General features: G+C 39.8%; 13 protein-coding genes. 3 read left to right on the top strand and 10 right to left on the bottom strand.

The window, feature by feature from the left end; genetic code table 11:
• Positions 1 to 18 precede the first annotated feature (18 nt).
• The gene (locus R2Q78_RS15685) at positions 19 to 960 is read right to left on the bottom strand and encodes a ribose-phosphate pyrophosphokinase (protein ID WP_136835551.1); all 942 of its coding nucleotides are present in this window, start codon (positions 958 to 960) and stop codon (positions 19 to 21) included.
• 540 nt (positions 961 to 1,500) lie between these two features.
• On the opposite strand from R2Q78_RS15685, the gene R2Q78_RS15680 reads away from it, so the two are divergent.
• Positions 1,501 to 4,527 (top strand): DUF2723 domain-containing protein, encoded by a 3,027-nt coding sequence (locus R2Q78_RS15680; protein WP_316793496.1) that lies wholly within the window; start codon positions 1,501 to 1,503, stop codon positions 4,525 to 4,527.
• A gap of 414 nt (positions 4,528 to 4,941) precedes the next feature.
• Here R2Q78_RS15680 and R2Q78_RS15675 read toward each other — a convergent pair whose 3' ends face one another.
• Positions 4,942 to 5,904, bottom strand: coding sequence for an acetyl-CoA carboxylase carboxyltransferase subunit alpha (locus R2Q78_RS15675; protein ID WP_316793495.1), 963 nt, complete (start codon positions 5,902 to 5,904; stop codon positions 4,942 to 4,944).
• 477 nt (positions 5,905 to 6,381) lie between these two features.
• Between R2Q78_RS15675 and R2Q78_RS15670 the strand changes: the two genes are divergently transcribed.
• Positions 6,382 to 7,530: an acyl-CoA desaturase gene (locus tag R2Q78_RS15670; protein WP_316793494.1), complete on the top strand. Its 1,149-nt coding sequence runs from the start codon at positions 6,382 to 6,384 to the stop codon at positions 7,528 to 7,530.
• Positions 7,531 to 7,532: 2 nt separating this feature from the next.
• Here the strand turns inward: R2Q78_RS15670 and R2Q78_RS15665 are convergent, their stop codons facing one another.
• The 8 genes from R2Q78_RS15665 to R2Q78_RS15630 form a co-directional block, all read right to left on the bottom strand.
• Positions 7,533 to 8,222 carry a GDSL-type esterase/lipase family protein gene (locus R2Q78_RS15665; protein ID WP_316793493.1) on the bottom strand — a complete coding sequence of 230 codons (690 nt, stop codon included), beginning with the start codon at positions 8,220 to 8,222 and terminating at the stop codon, positions 7,533 to 7,535.
• A 13-nt stretch (positions 8,223 to 8,235) separates the two neighbouring features.
• The gene (gene glpT / locus R2Q78_RS15660) at positions 8,236 to 9,597 is read right to left on the bottom strand and encodes a glycerol-3-phosphate transporter (RefSeq protein ID WP_316793492.1); all 1,362 of its coding nucleotides are present in this window, start codon (positions 9,595 to 9,597) and stop codon (positions 8,236 to 8,238) included.
• Positions 9,598 to 9,655: 58 nt separating this feature from the next.
• Entirely contained in the window at positions 9,656 to 10,558 is a 903-nt protein-coding gene (locus tag R2Q78_RS15655; RefSeq protein ID WP_316793491.1) for a glycerophosphodiester phosphodiesterase family protein, read from the bottom strand.
• A 79-nt stretch (positions 10,559 to 10,637) separates the two neighbouring features.
• Complete coding sequence (locus tag R2Q78_RS15650) at positions 10,638 to 12,047, bottom strand: calcineurin-like phosphoesterase family protein (RefSeq protein ID WP_316793490.1); 1,410 nt, start codon at positions 12,045 to 12,047, stop codon at positions 10,638 to 10,640.
• 76 nt (positions 12,048 to 12,123) lie between these two features.
• Positions 12,124 to 13,707, bottom strand: coding sequence for a DUF5689 domain-containing protein (locus R2Q78_RS15645; RefSeq protein ID WP_316793489.1), 1,584 nt, complete (start codon positions 13,705 to 13,707; stop codon positions 12,124 to 12,126).
• A 19-nt stretch (positions 13,708 to 13,726) separates the two neighbouring features.
• Positions 13,727 to 15,298 carry a SusD/RagB family nutrient-binding outer membrane lipoprotein gene (locus R2Q78_RS15640; RefSeq protein ID WP_316793488.1) on the bottom strand — a complete coding sequence of 524 codons (1,572 nt, stop codon included), beginning with the start codon at positions 15,296 to 15,298 and terminating at the stop codon, positions 13,727 to 13,729.
• Between the two features lie 11 nt (positions 15,299 to 15,309).
• Positions 15,310 to 18,552 carry a SusC/RagA family TonB-linked outer membrane protein gene (locus tag R2Q78_RS15635; RefSeq protein ID WP_316793487.1) on the bottom strand — a complete coding sequence of 1,081 codons (3,243 nt, stop codon included), beginning with the start codon at positions 18,550 to 18,552 and terminating at the stop codon, positions 15,310 to 15,312.
• 129 nt (positions 18,553 to 18,681) lie between these two features.
• Positions 18,682 to 20,283: a glycerol-3-phosphate dehydrogenase/oxidase gene (locus R2Q78_RS15630; protein ID WP_316793568.1), complete on the bottom strand. Its 1,602-nt coding sequence runs from the start codon at positions 20,281 to 20,283 to the stop codon at positions 18,682 to 18,684.
• A gap of 199 nt (positions 20,284 to 20,482) precedes the next feature.
• Between R2Q78_RS15630 and R2Q78_RS15625 the strand changes: the two genes are divergently transcribed.
• Complete coding sequence (locus R2Q78_RS15625) at positions 20,483 to 21,247, top strand: DeoR/GlpR family DNA-binding transcription regulator (protein ID WP_316793486.1); 765 nt, start codon at positions 20,483 to 20,485, stop codon at positions 21,245 to 21,247.
• The last annotated feature ends 55 nt before the right edge of the window (positions 21,248 to 21,302 follow it).

Genomic DNA, 21,302 nt, shown 5'->3' with positions numbered 1-21,302 from the left:
ATATTTATTTTTGTTAAATTAAACGTTAAAAAGATCACTGATAGAACCATGTTCATTTACATTGGCAATTGCCTTTGCAAACAAAGGAGCTGTACTCAGTACTCTTATTTTTGGACTCTGTTGCTTTAAAGGAATTGTATCTGTTACAATCAGCTCTGTCAGCATAGAATTCTCTATAGTCTCATACGCCTTTCCAGACAATACCGGATGCGTACATACAGCCCTCACACTCTTAGCGCCTTTCTCCATAATCAGAGCCGCGGCCTTTGCCAGTGTACCAGCTGTATCACAAATATCATCAATCAACACAATGTCCATCCCTGTAACATCACCAATGATAGACATAGATTCAATTTCATTGGCACGTTTACGGCGCTTATCACAAATAACTACCTCTGCATTAAAGAACTTTGCAAAAGTACGTGCTCTGTAAGATCCGCCCATATCTGGAGAAGCTATCGTAAGATTCTCTAAACCCAGACTCTTGATATAAGGAACAAAAATCACTGAACCATCTAGGTGGTCAACCGGAATATCAAAGAAACCCTGTATCTGAGCCGCGTGCAAATCCATCGTCATGATCCTGTGGATCCCTGCAGATTTCAACAAATTAGCGACAAGTTTTGCTCCAATTGCCACACGTGGCTTATCTTTCCTGTCTTGTCTGGCCAAACCATAATAAGGAACAACTGCAGTGATATAGTGCGCAGAAGCTCTCTTAGCAGCATCTACCATCAACAACAATTCCATTAAATTATCAGAAGGCTGGTAAGTAGACTGAATCAGGAACACATCACATCCCCTCACCGTTTCATCATAAGAAGGCTGGAATTCACCATCACTAAACCTGTTTAGCGTAACGTCACCTAGAGGTTTGCCGTACTGTTCGGCAATCTTGATTGCTAAATCTTTTGTACCGGTTCCGGCGAAAAGTTTAACTGGGTTAAATTGCAATGGCATGATCGATTGGATATCAATGCTGGTTAAAAAAAATCGGATTGCGCTGTTTAATTCACAATCCGAATATTGTTTGTTGTCCGACCTGGATTCGAACCAAGACAAACGGTACCAAAAACCGTTGTACTACCCTTATACTATCGGACAATCTTCCATTTAAAAGGCTTGCTTCGAAATGGAATGCAAATCTACGCAGATTTTTCATTTCTGCAAGTCCCAAATAAAAAAAATGTGAAATATTTTTTGCCCGCCAGCTTTCAAAAGCAATTATTCCCAGTAAATCAGCACCTTAAATCACACATTTTTTTTTCGATTAAATGCGTCCATTCGCCTATATACATTGATCAACTGCCAACAATGGCATTATCCTAACCTCTGCACAGTGAAAACTCTCGGTCTAAATGACCACAAAAACTTGTAAAAGTGGCTTTACAAGCTTTAAAATTTGTTAAACTCCTTATTACTTTATACGATTATCAATCTTATTCTTTATTTTCGGCTGCGCTTTAGTAGGCTCACTATTAATAACTACTTAATAAAGAAATGAATTATTCAAAGATTAATAACATTACCGGCTGGATCTGTTTTGGAATTGCCGCTTTAACTTACATTTTAACATTAGAACCTTCAGTAAGTTTCTGGGATTGTGGCGAGTTTATCGCCTCAGCATTAAAAATGCAGGTAGTTCACCAGCCTGGTGCCCCATTATTCCTGATGATTCAGCGCTTTTTCTCTCTATTTGCTTTTGGTGACGTAACTAAAGTTGCATACTTTATGAACGTAGGTTCTGCTATTGCAAGTGGCGCAACGATATTGTTTTTATTCTGGACCATCACGGCGCTGGCAAAAAAAGTATTGATAAAAGAGAATGAAGAAATCACAAAGGCCAACCTGATCAGCATCATGGGTGCTGGTGCCGTGGGCGCTCTTGCTTATACATTTTCTGACAGCTTCTGGTTCTCAGCCGTTGAGTCAGAGGTATACGCACTTTCGTCTTTATTTACCGCAATTGTTTTCTGGGCTATATTAAAATGGGAAGCTGTTGCTGAAGAGCCACGTGCCGACCGCTGGTTATTATTCATTGCTTATATCATGGGCCTATCAATAGGTATTCACTTATTGAACTTATTAACTATCCCGGCAATTGCTTTCGTTTATTATTTCAAAAAGAACAAAAAACCAACTTCGTCCGGTGTAGTTAAAGCAGGTATAGTAGGTGTACTTATCCTTGCAGTTATTCAATACGGCATCATACAATACCTGGTATCGTTTGGCGCTTATTTCGATCTTTTCTTTGTCAATAGTTTAGGAATGGGATTTGGTTCGGGAGTTATCTTCTTTGCCCTCCTGCTAATCGGTGCTTTAGTTTGGGGTATACGTTACTCCATTAAACACCAGAAGAAGATCCTTAATCTTGCACTATTGTCGACCGTACTGATCATCTTTGGTTATGGTTCTTTTGCCATGATCATTATTCGTGCAAAAGCCGACCCTAACTTAAACAATAGCGATCCGGACAATGCCTTCTCATTCCTTGGCTACCTAAACAGGGAGCAATACGGAGACAGGCCATTGCTATTTGGACCTAATTATAACTCACAGCCTGTTAACTATAAAGAGGGTAAAACTCTATATAGAAAAGGCGCAGAGAAATATGAAGTTGCAGGCAAAAAAACCGAGACTGAATATGACAAAACTACTCCGTTCCCACGTATGTATAGTGATGATCCAAGGCACATAGAATACTATAGGGAGATGATGGGACTGGATGAAACCCACTTTCCGAATCTGGTAGACAACTTCGGATTTTTCTTTAGTTACCAGATTGGACAAATGTACATGAGATACTTTATGTGGAATTTTGTGGGCCGTCAAAATGACGACCAGGGACAAGGAAGTCTATATGAAGGCCAATGGCTAAGCGGGGTAAAGCCTATAGATGCGATTCGATTAGGCGATCAAAGTCACCTCCCTCCTTCCATAACTGAAAGTAAGGCTTACAATCGTTTCTTCTTCCTTCCGCTCATCATTGGTTTAATCGGAGCAATATGGCACTTTAAACGTGATCAAAAAGACGCTGGCATTGTTGCTTTATTATTTTTCTTTACAGGCATCGCAATTGTGCTCTACCTGAATCAAAAGCCTCTGGAACCAAGAGAACGGGATTATGCTTATGCAGGTTCCTTCTATGCATTTGCAATATGGATCGGAATTGGCGTGCTCGCCATCAGGGAATGGTTATTTAAAAAGATTACCCCCGCTACTGGTGCTGTTTTAGCTACTGTGATCGGACTTTTTGCTGCTCCTGTCATCATGGCCGCTCAGGGATGGAATGATCATGACCGCTCAACTAAAATGGTAGCCCATGATATTGCCGTTGATTACCTTCAGTCATGTGCCCCAAATGCAATCTTATTCACCTATGGTGATAACGATACTTATCCGCTGTGGTACGCACAGGAAGTAGAAAATATCAGACCGGATATAAGATTGGTAAACCTGAGCTTATTTGACACCGATTGGTATATCAATGGTATGAAGCGCAGACAAAACGAGTCCGATCCACTGCCACTATTAATGAAAGAATCTCAATATGTTCAGGGTGTAAGAGATGTGATGTACTTCCAGGATGCGAACATTGCCGGATCAGTAGAATTAAAGGATATCGTTGATTTGTTATTGTCAGACAATGACGAAGACAAACTGCCAATGAATGATGGCAAAAAGGTTAACTTTATTCCGACAAAAAACTTCAAACTTACGGTTAACCGTGAAGATGTAATCAAAAATGGTGTCGTTAGCGCTGCTGATTCTGCTAAAATCGCACCAGAGCTGGAATGGAAATTTAATAAAAACTACGTAACCAAAGGTACGCTGGCTATGCTTGATCTATTAGCCCATAACAATTGGAAGAGGCCAATCTATTTTGCCAGTACAGTACCTTCAGAGCAATACAATGGACTTGACAATTACCTTTACAATGAAGGCTTAGCACTTCGTCTATTACCATTAAAAGCGGATACCACTGTCAACAGAAGTGAGTTGATCAACACCCCGGCACTCTACAATAATTTGATGAACAAATTTGTATGGGGCAATGTTAAAAATGCAAGTTATCTTGATACACAGTCATCTGACGATATCTCCATTTTCACTAACGTGTTCAACAATGCCATCACTGGTTTACTTAGAGAAGGAAAAACTGAGGACGCTAAAAAGGTAGCAAATCGCTATTTTGAAGTAATGCCTGAAAAGTTCTACGGCATGCGTTCTATGATGGGAACTTACTTCATGGCAGAAAATCTATATGACCTTAATGACATTCCTAAAGCAAATGCTTTGATTGAAAAAGCTGCAGATTATATACAAAAAGAACTTACCTACCTTGCAGACGTATCTCAAAGCAAGAATAAGTTTATAGGTAATCAAAATGTTCAGTTGGGTATGTCGTTCTTAAATCAAATGTCAAAAACAACAGCCAAGTATAAACAGACTAAACTGACTGAGAAATTGAACAACCAATTTGCAGCTCTGGAATCGAGATTTTCAAGATATTTTGCGCCCCAATAAGGGGGGGCGCTCCTATGCTGTTCTCCGGCTGCATAATTTGGCTCTGAAGGAAGCCAAAAGACGCTATGCCGGTTCACAACATACTCGCTTCCGACGAACGATAGTAGCATGATGAGAATAGTATCACGGAAATGCAAAGCGAAAGAGCTATTAAAAGATATCAATAAAACACATTTAATTAAAAAGCCCTGCGATTGTGAATCGCAGGGCTTTTTTTTATTTTGTCTAATATAATTACCCATGGTCTCCTCAGCATATGACATATGTCAGCAGGCGATAAAAGCATCTAGCCTGGCTATGCTTACCTTTCAAAAAGTCGCTGGTTAACCCAGAGCGAGTGTTCTGTGAACCGGCATAGCGTCTTTTGGCTCCCTTCAGAGCCAAATTATGCAGCCGGAGGATCAGAATGCGAACTTACTCGTTAACAACTCCCATTGCACAGAACTTCTCAATTCTGGTGGCAATCATTTTCTCGGTTTTCTCTTTTTTAAGCTCTTTAAGATCCTTCAAAATCTGTTCTTTAACGGTCTCTGCCATTAACTCCGGGTTCTGATGTGCCCCACCAAGTGGTTCTTTAATAATCCCGTCAATTAGTTTGTTATTGTACATGTCATCAGAAGTCAGTTTCAGACATTCTGCAGCACGTTCTTTATAATCCCAGCTCCTCCATAAGATGGACGAACAAGACTCTGGAGAAATTACCGAATACCAGGTATGTTCCAACATATAAACTTTGTCGCCAATACCAATACCTAAAGCACCTCCTGAGGCACCCTCACCTACAACAAAACAAATGATAGGCACTTTTAATATAGACATCTCGAGCAAATTACGCGCAATAGCTTCACCTTGTCCACGCTCCTCCGCCTCAAGACCCGGGTAAGCACCCATCGTATCAATAAAAGAGATTACGGGCTTATTGAATTTTTCGGCTAAACGCATTAAGCGCAATGCCTTTCTATAACCTTCAGGATTTGCCATACCAAAATTACGGTATTGACGTTCTTTGGTATTTTTACCTTTCTGATGGCCAATGATCATCACTGTTTGTCCATTGATGGTAGCGAAACCACCTATAATGGCCTTATCGTCTTTAACGGTTCTATCACCGTGCATTTCTATAAAGTCATCACAAATCAAGCTGATGTAATCCAGCGTTTGAGGTCGTTCAGCATGCCTTGACATCTGAACTTTTTGCCAACCGGTAAGGTTGCTATATAAAGATTGCTGTGTCTGTGCCAGCTTTTCTTCCAGTTCTGTTAGGGTAGCAGACATATCTACTTTTGTTTTATCGGCAACCTGTTTAACCTTCTCAATTTGCTGAACAAGTTCAGTCAAAGGCTTTTCAAAATCAAATGATGTTTTTATCTGTTCCATAAGGGGCTGTAAAAATAAGGATTTTATTTTAAATCTCTCACAGGCTGTTTATGTTTCATTGCCTGACCCAAATAATCAGCTATTCTCCCTGCATTACTGTATAGCTCGACATTATTTGTACCCTATATTAACCATGCTTTTCTATTACTAAATATTTGCTATTATATTGCCTTTATTTTGCTAAAAGCAAAAGGATAGCAAAAGAAGAGCAAAAGGAAAGCAAAACAATAGCAAAAGAAAACTGCTATACATTAGCTGTTCATTACCTGTAAATACACCAATCAACCGGACTTGAGAATAAACAAATTTATTCAAGGAACTCTAAAAACTACGAGTACTTTTGCAGGTAAAAAACCAATCTGGTTACATTCTCGTAATTAGATATTAATATCAAGAATCATAGATCTCGTCATAATTGTATTACATTAGCTAATTATCACAGGGATAAAAAGCATCATTTCATCTATAAAACAACAAATGGCAAAAAAAGTCACATTCATTAATGCCAGTAAATCTACTTTTTATGCCACTGTAAGGAAGCGTGTCGACGCCTATTTCATTGAAAACAATATTTCTGTAAACGCCAATGCCTCCATGTGGTTCAAAGCTGTGTTTTTCCTAACTGGACTAACCAGCTGCTATCTATTGATACTACTTGGAAACTTCAATGCTTATATCACACTAACATTAACAGTATTATTAGGCATGTTTGGTGCTTTTGTAGGATTTAACATTTGTCACGATGCCATTCATAAATCATTCTCGAGCAACGCACATGTAAACAAGGTTTTGAGTTTTGTATTTAATCTGATAGGAGCAAGTCCTTATGTATGGAATATCTGTCATAACATCGTTCACCATACGTATACTAACATTGCCGGGCATGATGAAGATATTGATGTAGCTCCTGGCCTGATTAGATTTTCTGAATCTGAGACCGTCAACAAGCTTCAGCGCTACCAGCACTTCTATGCTTTTGTACTTTATAGTTTTGCCATGTTATCATGGGTTTTTAGAAAAGACTTTAAGAAGTTCTTTCAAAAGAAAATAGGCGAACATGTATTGGTTCACCCCAGAATAGAATATTTTAAGCTGTTTATCTATAAGGGCATTTACTATTTCCTCTTCATAGTACTTCCCCTGGTTGTAATGAATATTACCTGGTGGCAGTTTTTAGTTGGCTTCCTGACCATGCAGTTTGCTCAGGGTCTGGTACTTGGCCTTGTATTTCAACTTGCCCATGTGGTAGAAGGGACGTCATTCCCTTCTCCGGATCAAAAAGGGAATATAGAAGAGGCCTGGGCTGAGCACCAGATGAGAACTACAGCAAATTTTTCAGTAAACAGCAAAATAACTGCATTTTTCTGCGGAGGATTAAACAGACAAATAGAACATCACCTATTTCCTAAAATATGTCATATTCATTATCCTCAAATAGGGAAAATTGTAAAAGAAACCGCACTGGAATTTAACTTGCCGTATATAGAAAGCACAACGTTTAGTGCTGCGCTCGTCTCCCATTATAAGACACTTCGCCGCCTGGGCAAAGAAGCATACAAAGAAAATAAATATGTAAATAAATCTTCCTGCATGCTTACACGAAAGGTTTCTGCGGTATACAGTTAACCCTATTTAAGGTACCCCCCATCATTCAGTATCTTAGACCATACCTGATAACCTTGCGGCTTAAGGTGTAATCCATCCATGGTCAGCTCCGCTTTTAAGTGATTATTTTCATCCAAAAAATGAGGATACAGATCTATAACCGTTACTTTTTTGTCGGCCAATTTCCTGATCTGATCATTTAACCAAAGAATATGTTCGTCTTTACCATAGTGATTTTTAAACTTCTCAAATGAACTGTTGACTGGCAACAAAGTATAAAAATAGATCCTGGTTTTCTTCGTCCCTTTTTTCAGCCGGTCGATCATCAGTTTGTAATTCCGAAGGATCAGACTATCAGGAATATTTCTTGAAACGTCATTGATGCCTATCAGCACAAAAACCTTTGCAGGTTTTCTGGAAATGACCTCGTCCAGACGCTCCAATACGCCAAAAGTAATATCACCGGAAATACCTCTGTTCTTTGCATTTGACAAGTTTAGTAATTTAGACCAATCTGTACCGGCGGTAATGCTATTACCCAGAAACACAAATTCTTTTCTTGACTTTTCTTCAGCTTCGAATTTAGTCACCAGCTCTTTGTATTTCGCAGGTCTGTACGTACTGTCCCATTTTGCAGTTTGGGCATTTGCATAACCAAGAGCTGATAGCTGCAGAACTAATATGAATAAAACCTGATTAAAAAGCACCTTCATAATTTCAATTATTCTAATGAGACAATGGTGTTAAATTACCTAAATTTTTCTTTTCTCTATTCCATGTAAAGGCAGTAAAGAAAATAGCCAGAAGGCATGAAATTGCAATTGCCATGAAGCAAGCATCCCATCCACTTTTATCTACTAAGCTACCTAATGCTGCATTGGCCAGCAAATCTCCAATAAAGTAACCGAACAAGCCCGTTAAGCCCGCTGCAGTTCCCGCAGCTTTTTTAGGAACAAGATCAATAGCTTGCACCCCTATCAGCATCACAGGTCCGTAAATAAAGAAACCGATTGCCCAAAGAGAAACATTTTGTATGAGATGGCTCTCTCCTGAATTTTTCCAATAAACCAACACCGCAAGCAAAGTCATCGCCATATAAATGATTGTTACCGGAGCTCTTCTGCCTTTAAATAACTTATCGCTGATCACGCCGCAAAGGATAGTTCCAGGTATAGCTGCAAGCTCGTAACCGCCAGATGACCATGCTGCTTCTGATTGTGTATAACCTTTCGCTTCTTGCAAAAAGGTAGGGGCCCAGTTTATGATCCCATTTCTAACCAGGTAGACAAAGGCATTTGCAACTGCGATGTACCATAGGAGCCTGTTGTTTAAAACATATTTTAAAAAGATTTCTTTAGCTGAGAACTCTTGTTCCTGGGTTTTTGCATCATAACTCTTCGGATAGTCATTGTTGTATTCTTCAATCGGTGGTAAACCGACAGACTGAGGCGTATCTCTTACCAAAAACAAGGCTACCAATGCAAATAAAATAGCTACCATACCTGGGAAATATAATTTGGCGTGCCAATTTGCAAAAAGCTCAAAGCCCAGTACGGTTAGCGGCCCTACAAGAAAGCCACCGAGGTTATGTGCCAGATTCCAGATCGACATGGCAGTTCCTCTCTCCCTAACAGAATACCAGTGCGCTACCACTCTACCGCAAGGGGGCCAGCCCATTCCCTGAAACCACCCATTTATGAACAGCAAAATAAACATGATGGTAATAGATGAGGTTGCAAAGGGAATTAGTCCCATAAAAATCATGGTAAATGCAGAAAGCACTAACCCTATTGAAAGGAAATACCTTGCGTTGCTCCTGTCTGATATATTACCCATCAAAAACTTGCTAAAGCCGTAGGCTATTGAAAGTGCAGAAGCAGCGAGACCAAGCTCACCTTTGCTAAATCCGAGCTTTTGAAGTTCAGGTATCGCAAATGAAAAGTTTTTACGTACAAAATAGTAAGCTGCATATCCTAAAAATATACCCAGAAATACTTTGATGCGCTGTGTTTTATATTGTTTATCTACTTGCTCTTTCGGCAATAATGGCTGATGTGCCGCTGGGGGCGGAAAAAGATTGAAACCCATATGTTTATTTCGGTTAGTTTTAGCGTTCAGGTATTAAAATAGGTTTTATGAATAGTCTTTAAAATAGATTTGGATAGTCCGAGATAATTCCATCTACTTTTAAAGATTTTAAACGATTAATGTCTTCTTTTGTATTAACAGTCCAGGGAACTATCTTAACGCCGTCTGCATGTGCTTTATCTATTAAATTGGCATCTACCAGCTTCCATTCGGGACTGTATATAAAAGGCTTATATCCTAAATCGGCAATATTTTCCTCATAGCTTTTCTTGTTGGAAATCAGGAATGAGGTTTTTACTTTAGGATATTTCTGATTGATGATTTGAATTGTTCTCTTATCAAAAGACTGTATCACTACGTAGGGAGTTATTTTCTTTTGCTCAATTACATCCATCAAAAGCTTCACAAATACTTCCGGTGAAGGATTGGCAATGCCATCCCCCTTTGCGTCACATTTGGTTTCTATATTATAGAAAAACTGCTTTTTGTTTTTTGATTTAATCTCCTGCTGAACACTGTCAATTAGATCGCCCAACAAAGGAATATAGGTCTTCACCTTTTTTTGTTGAAGAAAGCTAGAATTCACTTTCGAGCCGATATCAAAAGTTTTAAGCAAATCATAGTTCATTTGAAAGACAGCATATTTTTTAGCGTCGCTGGCAGGGATTTCTTTACCATCGGGAGTGAGCATAAACCCGGAACTCAAATAATCATCGTGGGTAACCACAACCCGATTATCTTTAGTGATGTGCGTATCCATTTCCAACGTGGTTATGTTTGGGTGTTTCATGGCGTCGAGCATTGCAATGATGGTGTTCTCAGGCATCAAACCTCTTCCACCGCGATGTGCTTCAGCACTGAAAGCTGGAAAACTTAATTGTATGTTTTTTTGCTGATAGGTTGACTTGCATCCCGAGATAGAAATTAAACCAAATAACCCTAAAAATATATAATTTTTCATCTTTATATTATTGTTTTTTCAATATTGCGTATAGTTTTAAACAGTTATCAAACGAAGCCCAAATCAATCATTTTTTGAATTATGACTCTGCTGTAAATTTCTGTCCAAAGCGATCTGTCGCAATAACCTTTACTTTTTTAACAGTAGGACCAAAATGTGCCATAAACAAATGGTCTGTTCTATGAGGTTCAGCAAAACTGCGGGTTATCGGAAGTTTTTCACCTTGATAAAGTTCCACGGAAAGCGGGTCATAACCGTCTATTTTTTCTGGTGCGCCCATAGGTTTTCCGTCCAATTCATATTCAACCTTCCATTCTGGATCCCAGTTCCAGACATTTGCAATCAGACGCTTTTGATTGGTTAGCGTTTCGACAAACACGCTAAGCTGGTAATCCTTTTTCTGCCCAGTAGCTTTATAATACCATTTTAAGTCATTGCCGTTAACTTCGTACACACCATATCCCCTAGGAGTACCATCACTGCAGATGGGGCCAGTCCACCAAGCCCCGCATACGGCGCCATGGTTATGTTCATATACTCCGTTTTGTATTTTATTAACGTTGTAATGCGTATGTCCGGACATGATATGAACATGTTGGTAGCCATCCAACAAGGCGTAAAATGCCTCTCTGTTTTTCACCCCATTGTGCACGGGTATGTGAAGACAAATGATTATCAACTGGTCTTTACCTACATGCTGCAGGTCTTTAGCCATCCAGGAAAGCTGCTCCTCACTGATGTATCCATCATAAGTACGTTCTATGCCCAGATAACGAACATCATCCAGCACTATATAATGTGCCTTACCACGATTAAAAGAATAATAAGTAGGCCCGTACATTTGTTTAAAGGTCTTGTCAGATGTTTCATCTCCCCCCATGCGGTAATCCATATCATGATTACCTAATGCCTGGAAAAACGGGATGCCCATCTGTGATACTGCCTTATTGTAATCCGGGAATAAAGCATGGTTGTCCCAAACCAAATCACCTACGCCGATGCCGTGAACAAGGGTTTCAGCTCCCATAGATTTCACCAATTGCTGAACATCAGGAACTGAGGTGTCCATCATCTGCTTTACATCCTTCTTAGTCTTTACCTGCGGATCTGCCCAAATGATGAAATTATGCTTATTGTCGTCTTTTTTGAGCTTCTTTAGTTTGAAGTTGATTTCATTACGTGCGCCCAGGCTTTCGTACTGTCGGTTTACACTTTCCGTATCGGTCTTAAAGTCGTAACCAGATGGTGTACTTAAAAACAGGAATTCAGATTTATCATTTAAATTGATGGTATAACGGCCGTTTGCATCGGTCTTTACTACCTCAAAACCATCGGATAACACCGCATTAGCAATGGGATTTTTTCCATCGGTTACAGTTCCGGTAATGGTACCGCCGTTTGTTAGTTGACCAAAAGCATTTGATTTCAGGCTGACTACCATTCCTGTGGCTAGCAATCCCAATCTCTCTAAGAAAATTCTGCGGTTCATGTGTCTATGAAAAATTAGATGAAAATAACCACAGCCAACCAAATTGCTGGCTGGCTGTGGTTGTCTGATTTAAAAATTAATCTTCTAAGGTTGTAATACCCGCTCCGGTTTCTATGTCCGACAATTGCGAATTGAGTGACATTGGTATATTTTTTAACGACCTGCCAACTTTCCATCGTCCTGTTAAAGAATTATATACACCTCCTAAACGTATAAAACCTCCGCCTGCATCCGCCGTTTGCTCAACTTGGAAACCAAGCCTGATAGTGTTGCTACCACCAGCATAAAATGGCTGTGCTTTCCTTGTAGAGGCATTAATGGTGCTGTAAAAATCTGTGTTAGTTATACGATATCCAACTTCTGGCGGACCGGCTGAATAAACCATGCCAGAATTAAAATTGGTGCCACCGTACATCATTACATCCAATGGGACGGAAGTCGCGGTTACCGTAGTTCCTTCAAAAACAGCTATTCCCGCCGGATTACCACTGTTTGCCAGTAAGTTAGTGGCTTTTGTACCAAAACCAGCACCATCAACAGCTGCATAATTGACTGAAGTAATCCATTTAGCGTTGGAGATATCGGTAGATTTTGCAGGATTAGTAGTACTAGGAACACCCCAAATGAGTTTAGTATTTCCTCCCACATAAAAGAAAGTTCCTTTTTTTACAGTACCGGAAGTAAGATTGAATTTGTATGTACGTGTTCCCCCTGTTGCCCATCCGTTTACAGGAAAGGCGGCAGCACCTGCGTTATTATTCGTTACTACTGAAAATGGCGTAGCAGCAAAGTCAATATCTCTGGTAGCTAAAAATTGCATGTATTCATGAGCCCCATTGGTAGCATGAGCGTCCGTACCGCCTGGATTGGTTAAGTATCCTGTGATAATCATAGGAGATGGCTTAATTAAGGGCAATTCAAAAGAATCATCTATATTTCTAATCCAAAGCTGAGGTTTGGCTTGATTATCATAATGAACAACGCCCGTAAAGTTTGCGCTTGGTGGCAGCTGCACATTAGCAAAATTGGCTGCAGATTCTGTATGTAGCGTAACCGTACCATAACTATCATTTATGGTCTTATTGCCAGTAAACGTATCACCCTGCACTGGTTCGGGTTCCAAAACAGTATTGCTCATGGTTATTAATGTATTTTCATAAGCGTAAGGAGATGCTATTAATTGTGCAGAACTAACAATTGGCACTTTTATAGCGCGCCCTGATGCCACTTTATTTATAGCAGCAGCGGGTACACCCGTTATCTGAAGTATGCCACTTATCCTTTTTAACACCCCACCTTCCACTTTGATATGCACCGAATCACCCGTTGTAAATTTAGTTGCATCCGCTCCAATATTGAAAACCATACCACGTATAGAATCTATGCCATTACCTACTATCCTTGAATTTTGAAGAACCAGTAGCCCGGCAGGTGTATTGCCTGATGTAAAATCGGATATAACAATGCCTTTTATTGAAGTGGCACCTTTCATGACCTCTGTAGTAAGCGTCAAATCCGTTCCTTTGTATGACTTCTTTAGGTCAAAATTGGAAATGAACGGGCTTATAGTACCCGAGATGTAGTCGCTATCTTTTTTACAGCCCAGCAGTGTACTTACAGTAACAGCGGCTAAGCATATATATTTTAATGTCTTTTTCATAATCATCACATATTAATAATTAAGGCTTTTGCCACCAAACCTGAGTACTTATTACATCCGAACCCTGAGCGGCCACAGCATTTTTATAATTAGTTGGGTTTGTTGACTGAGTGATTGTTGGATAAAATAATCTCGCTGGCATTATCCCTCCGTTAAGTAAACCAGGTCCTTTTGGTAAAAAAGGATAGGAAGTACGACGGTATTCAAACCATTGCTGAAAATCGACAAGGAACAAAGCATAATACTTTTGCTGATGTATCAGCAACATTTTGCTAATTGCATTGGCGCTTGCACTTTGTAAAGGGAGCGCATTATTCCACTCTATATCAGCAGCATCAGCGTAGGCTGCTACTGCCGGATCCGCTGCTCCACCTGTCATAACCGTAGGAAGCCAATAGTTAATCGCATCAGCTATACCCTTGTAATAGTAAGTTCCTGCATTTCCACTGATCCAGCCTTTAGCTGCCGCTTCAGCCAAAATGAAATCCACCTCTGCAGCATTCATGATGATACCTGTATATCTATCCGTTTGCAGATTGATAGCTGCATTCTCACTTGAAGAATAAAAACGGGATTCTTTAGCCGGTTCGTTGCCGGGGTTATAACCGCTAGGAACTCCCGCATAACCACTCGTTCCAGGTCTTATTCCAAATCTATTGATTCCCCCCTGACCGTATGAAGGAAGAATACGAGGATCTGCCCACCCGACCAGGTTATTGATGAAGAACTGGCCTATCGCCGGAACGTAAAAATCATTAGCACGTACACTAGCCATATATGGCGATGTGTATAGCGCTGTACTGACATTTGAGCCTGTCCACAACAACTTAGCCGTATGCTGGTTGTTTTCCATCACAGGATAATTACCCGGATTGGTATCAATCATTTCTTTTATTTTGGCGATAACCGTAGGCGACACCTCTGATTTTCCCGAAACACGAAGCAATAGCCTTAAGTATAATGAATTGCCCAACCGACGCCATTTAGCTACATCTCCGTTATATACAGGATCGCTTGTGGCGATAATCGCAGTACCGTCTTTAAGTAAATTGTTGGCCTGCTCCAGCTTATCGAACATTCCTAAGTAAATATCCTTTTGTTTATCAAAAACTGGCTGCAAATTACCCTCTTTGCCATTATTAGCTTCTGAGTATGGTACATCACCATAAGTATCCGTAAGCAATGAATATATCCATGACTGGAGGATAAGCGATATGCCCTGATAAGACTTATTTAATTTTTCAGGCTGACTGGCTATCTTCTGTATATCTGCAATGTTGGTTAGGTTCACATACCAGCTATTCCAGGTATTATCAGCCGCATTACGTCTGATGTCGTATCTGAAAACCTTTCCTTCAGCATCGCCAAGATCAACGGTTACCTGCATCAGTTCATTATTAAAGTTACGGTTACGCAGCATATTGGTTGACATTAGATTTACTAACGTAGGTGCCATCAACTGGTGCGCCTCAACTGTACTTTTGCCCAGAGGATCCGTATTTACTTCGTTAAAATCTTTTGTACAAGAGAAAGTTGATAAGCTTAATCCTGCCAGAAGTATATATATTATCGTGTTTTTATTCCTTTTCATCTCTATAATAATTAAATGCCCATCACTAAACGTACGCCATAAGTTCGGGTAGAAGGCAACTGCCCAGTCTCAAAACCCTGCTGAATATCAGATCCTGCCAAAGTGCCAAACTCAGGATCAAATGACGGCCATGGTGACCATATAAATAAATTACGCCCATAAACACCTAACGTTAATTTACTGATACCCATACGTTGTAACAAGCTCTTATTAAACGCATATGTAATATTAGCTTCTCTGAATTTTAGATAGTCGGTTCTGAAAATACTCCCTTCTGCCTGATTGTAGTATATGGAGTTATAATAACCCTCAACATCAGTAGCTATTACATCATTTGGACGATAGGTACCGTTACCATTATCTATCACACCGTTACCAATAATACCGTTGTACCTGCCTGGTAAGGTTACCGTTGATTTACCGAGTGACGCCATTCTGGCAAAAGTAAATGAATGACCTACCGCACCAAGCTGGGCATCAAACAAAACATTAGTGCTAAATTGCTTAAATGTCAAACCTGTACCAAAACTGAATCTGAATTTAGGCATGGTGTTCCCTAAGTACTGAACATCTGCATTAGGCTTGGCAAAGCCTGTACCACTGTCGAAGATGATCTGCCCATCAGGGGAACGTAAAAACCCAGTTCCATACAAATCGCCCATACTTCCACCTACCATAGCTACAATTTGTCCTGAGTTACCAAATCCACCGGTACGTAACGTTACAGAACTATCTGCAAGTTCCTTTATTTTATTACGATTGGCAGTAAATGTACCGTTCAATGTCCAGGTAAAGTTCTTTGATTTTACAGGAGTAGCATTCAGGGCTAATTCAATGCCCTTATTATCCACACGACCTACGTTAAAAATACCTCTGTCGTAGCCGGTCGATTTGTCGAGAACACGGCTAAGTATTTGGTTTTTAGTATTACCTGCATACACAGCCAGATCCAGATTTAAACGGTTTTTAAACATCTTTAGATCCAAGCCCAACTCAATAGTTGTAGTCATTAAAGGATTCAGGTTTGGATTTGGCAAAACAGTAGGATTAGTCATTGGATTATCTGGATATACGCCATTTGCAGCAATCAAATAATTATATGCCGTAAGGTAAGGGTCCTTACCACCGCTACCTACCTGTGCGATAGATGCTCTGAGTTTAGCAAAACTAATTGCACTTGGGAGTTTCCAAAAATCTGAGGCCACAAATGCCAGACTCGCTGATGGGTAGAAAAACCCAACACTATTGGTCCTATTTGGATTAGCCAGCGTACTGTTCCAATCCTGACGGGCAGTTAAATCCAGGAATAGATAATCTTTATAAGATAAAGATCCTATAGCGTAAAAACTGTTTAGCCTATACCGTGATGTATCTGGCACATAAACCAACTGACCAATGGCATTATCCAAGCTATAAACCGCAGGAACTTTAAGCCCGTCGGCACGTTTCTCCAGTCTGTTATATTCATTACGCATCTGACTACCACCAGCACTTAGCGTCATTCTAAAATCTTTATTAAACTTCTTATCATATTTCAGCATGAAGTCGGCGCTGATTTCATAAGATTTGATATCTGCCACACGATAAGTGCCCTGTGCAAAAGTTCCACCAGAAGAAGTATCCCAAGGACGTTTGGTTTCACGGACATCTTTATTTTGATCTGCAGATGCACGTACCATTAAACTTAATTCGTTGGTAAATTTATAGTCGGCCTGTATGTTACCTAACCAGCCATTACGTCTTTGCGCATTCAGATATTGCTCAGATATGGCGTACGGGCCCTCAGGAAAAGAGGTAGTCAGGTTAGAAAATTGACGATTTTCCATGCCTGGAGCCCAATAATCTCTGTACCAGTCGGTATTGATATTTGGTTGTGCAAATATAAACCAATACATCAAAGATTGATTGCCGTACCCGGTTGTCGGCAAGTTATCGCTATGCCTGTTACTATATTGTGCCTTTAAATTTATACTTAGCTTTTTGGTCAGATTGGTATTGGCATTTAATGAAACATTTGTTCTGTCTAAGCCTGTATTTGGCACAATCCACTCATTTTCACTATGATTTGCCGACAAACGTAATCCAACATTTTTATAGGTACCATCTAAAGCCACAGAATTAGTGGACTCGAACCCAGTGATAAAAAATGAATCTACCGGATCACCGTACCCTACCCATGGCGTTTTGTTGACGCCCCTTGCTTTGGTAGCAGGATCATACTGATAAAACATATAACCTTCTGAGAATGCCGGGCCATAAGCAGTACTAACAGCTCCTGTTCCGAACTGATAACTAGTAGTACCGTCTGCACCTAATCCATATTCATTCTGTCTTGCCGGACCGCGATTAACTTCTTCCCAGGCACTGTTTGATGTAAAAGTGATGCCCAAAGTTTTTCTATTTTTATTGGCCGACTTTGTGGTTATGACTATTGCCCCGTTAGCACCCCTTTGCCCGTAAAGAGCCGAAGCAGCCGGGCCTTTCAACACAGTAACACTCTCTATATCATCAGAATTTAAATCATTTAAACCACTCCCAAAATCTACCGGCATAATATCACCTGATGTCCCATAGACGCCGCCTCCGGTAGCAGCACTTCGTTTGGAACTACTGCTCGCCACTACTCCATCTATCACGATCAGGGCCTCATTATCACCCGTAAGGTTATTCTCTCCCCTTAAAATAATTTTATTCGAAGCGGCCGGCCCGCTATTACGTACCAAATTTAAACCCGCAACTTTTCCAGAAAGCGCATCTGTCCAGTTTGATGCAACGGCATTGGTAATCTGACTGCTGTCTACTTTGGTTACAGCATAACCCAAAGATTTTTCTTCTCTTTTAATACCTAAAGCAGTTACCACAACCTCGCTGAGTTGGTTTTCAGAAGCCACCAAACGAATTGCGAGATCCTGATTGCTGTTAATTACACGTTTTACAACATCATAACCAATCATATTAAAAGAGATTTCCGTACCCTTAACCACCTTAATATTAAAGGCACCGCTCTCATTCGTTACACCAATAACTTTACGTTGGTTATCCAGGATTGTCGCGCCAGGAAGTGCAAGACCATCTTTATCATCCTTCACCGTTCCCTTTAATGTTATGGTTTCCTGAAAGTACAATATGTGATTATCTGGATATGGCATTGCCATTAGTAATCCAGGTAAATGCACAAGTAACATGGCAAGCATACCTATAAGGTATTTCCACGATTTCTTGGGCTGCAGATAATGAGTAAAAGTTCTGTTCATACTAGTTATAATATTTGGTTCTTTTGTTTTGCTTTGCAACATTTCGTTTCATTTCGATTCATCTTAATTTGCTGCAAATATCTATTTTGCAATTTTAACTCTATGTTAAGTATGCATTAATTTAGGCCGCTATGCGGTAGCCTTCATATTACTTGTTCTTTCTTTCGGTGCGTGCAATAAATATTGTTCTACCAAATTTGAAAATTCATGGATTTGCAATGCAGACCATTGTTCATCTTTACCCAATTCAACCTCCATAATATAGGCAACCGTGGGAGCAAGAGACAAAGCCCCTCTTGCATCCAGAAACAACAACCGCATTCTACGCGATAAGACATCCTCAATTGTGCGCGCCATTTCATTCCTCACCATCCAAATCACCTCAGCTTTCTGATATTTAAAATCAGGATGTAATTTTTCAGCCAGGGCAGGATTTTCTTTAATTAACTTACTTATTTCTACGGCATCAGCTCCATATAGCCCCAAATCTCCATAGTCCATCTGAGGAGTATAACCATGAATCTTAACATTCTGTGTTGAGCATGCTTTATTTTGGAGCTTACCTAGTTCTATAGCTTTATTCACCACATCCATAGCCATTCTTCTATAAGTGGTCCACTTTCCACCGGTAATAGTGATCATACCGGAATCGCTGACAATCAACTTATGGCTCCTTGAGATCTCTTTTGTACTATTGGTATTTTTACCAGGAGCAGCTAAAGGTCTAAGTCCTGCAAAAGCAGCAAGAATGTCTGTTTTAGATGGCGTTCTCGTCAGGTATTTACCTGCTGTATTTAGTATAAAATCAATTTCTTCATCCAGAGGCCTGGGTTCCAAACTATGCTCATTTAAAGGTGTATCAGTAGTACCAACCAACACTTTTCCATGCCAGGGAACAGCAAATAACACTCTTCCATCAGAAGTTTTGGGGATCATTAATGCGCTATCCCCTTTTAAAAATGAACGATCAAGAACAACATGCGCACCCTGACTTGGTCTAACCATAGGATTGCCCGCTGGTTTATCCATTTTTAGGATGTCGTCGACAAATACACCAGTTGCATTAATCACAATTTTTGCGGTTAAAGCGTACCGTTTATCGGTTTCCTTATCGACAACCTCAACACCGCTAACCAAATTGCCATTTTTGATTAAACCGACAACCTTCATATAGTTTAATATTACTCCACCATATTCAGCAGATGTCTGCGCCAGGTTTAAAGCAAGACGCGCATCATCAAATTGACCGTCACTATAACTAATACCACCGATCAATCCATCTGGCTTAAGCCCCGGAATAGCTTCAAGAACCTTTGTCACAGACAAAAATGACGACTTCTTAAAGCCGCTGCGTCCCGCCAGCAAATCATAAAACTTCAAACCGATCAGGTATTTGAATTTAGAAAACATGGAATAACATGGAATAATAAACTCCTGATCTTTAACTAAATGAGAAGCATTTTTCAACAACAATCCCCGTTCATGTAAAGCCTCGTATACCAAAGCAATATCTCCTTGCGCCAAATACCTAACCCCTCCATGCACCAATTTAGTACTTCTGCTGGAAGTGCCTTTTGCAAAGTCGGACTGCTCTAACAAAAGCGTTTTATATCCTCTGGTCGCCGCATCCACAGCAGTACCCAAACCAGTGGCACCGCCACCAATAATAATTACATCCCAATCACTCTGCTCCTCTATACGTGCTATAAATGCCGATCTGCTAAAAACCATTTCGTTTATTTTTCTATTTCCATATTTAAGTTTCAAAAACTTTCATTTTTAAAACAAAAAACAACTAAACGAAACTAAACAAAAATATTTTATAATAAAAACAAAATATCAATTTATTTTTGACCGTTATTTTTGTTACACAATTAACTTTGCAATTGAAAAAATTACCTATATTAATGTCATCAAATATTTAAACTGAATGATCAACATAGCGGAAAGACACCAATATATTCTTAATAAAATCCAAATAAATGGCTCGTTGGATGTTCAAAGTTTATGTAAGGAATTAAATGTATCTTCAGTAACTATTCGAAAGGACTTGAAACTCCTCGAAGATAAAAATTTGTTATTTAGAACTCACGGTGGTGCCACACTTAACAATCCTTATACTGTAGATAAGCCGGTAAATGAAAAAGAGCATTTACAATCAGCGGAAAAAATGCGTATCGGGGCGCTTGGAGCTGAACTTGTGGAAGACAATGATTCAATAATCATTGCATCAGGTACTACGGTTCTTGCCCTAGCCAGGTGTATCAAACCCAAAGGCACGCTTACTGTAATTACCTCAGCTCTCAACGTAGCCCTGGAACTTGTACACAACTCGAATATAGAAGTTATACAGTTAGGTGGCTTGCTAAGAAAAACGTCTTCTTCTGTCGCGGGGCCATACTCAGACAATGTACTCAGCAATGTGTTCTGCAGTAAACTATTTCTGGGGGTTGATGGAATAGACCTGGAATTTGGTTTGACGACTACCAATGCCTCTGAAGCTTATTTAAATCGCCAGATGATTGACTCTTCACAGAAAATCATCGTTCTTGCTGATTCAACAAAATTCGGAAAGCGTGGTTTTGGAAGAATATGCGGTATAGAAGAGGTAGACCACATCATTACGGATAGTGGCATTTCCAATCATACCATAAATGCGCTCAAAGATTTAGGGATTAAAGTATCCATCATTTAAAATTTTTCTGATTTAATTGCATTTGTAAAGATTAATAAGTTACTTTGAATAACAA

It is taken from the genome of Pedobacter frigoris (genome assembly GCF_032678645.1).
Lineage (GTDB): Bacteria > Bacteroidota > Bacteroidia > Sphingobacteriales > Sphingobacteriaceae > Pedobacter > Pedobacter frigoris_A.
The sequence above is the reverse complement of the archived record's forward strand: the minus strand, read 5'-3'. Positions and strand labels throughout refer to the sequence as shown.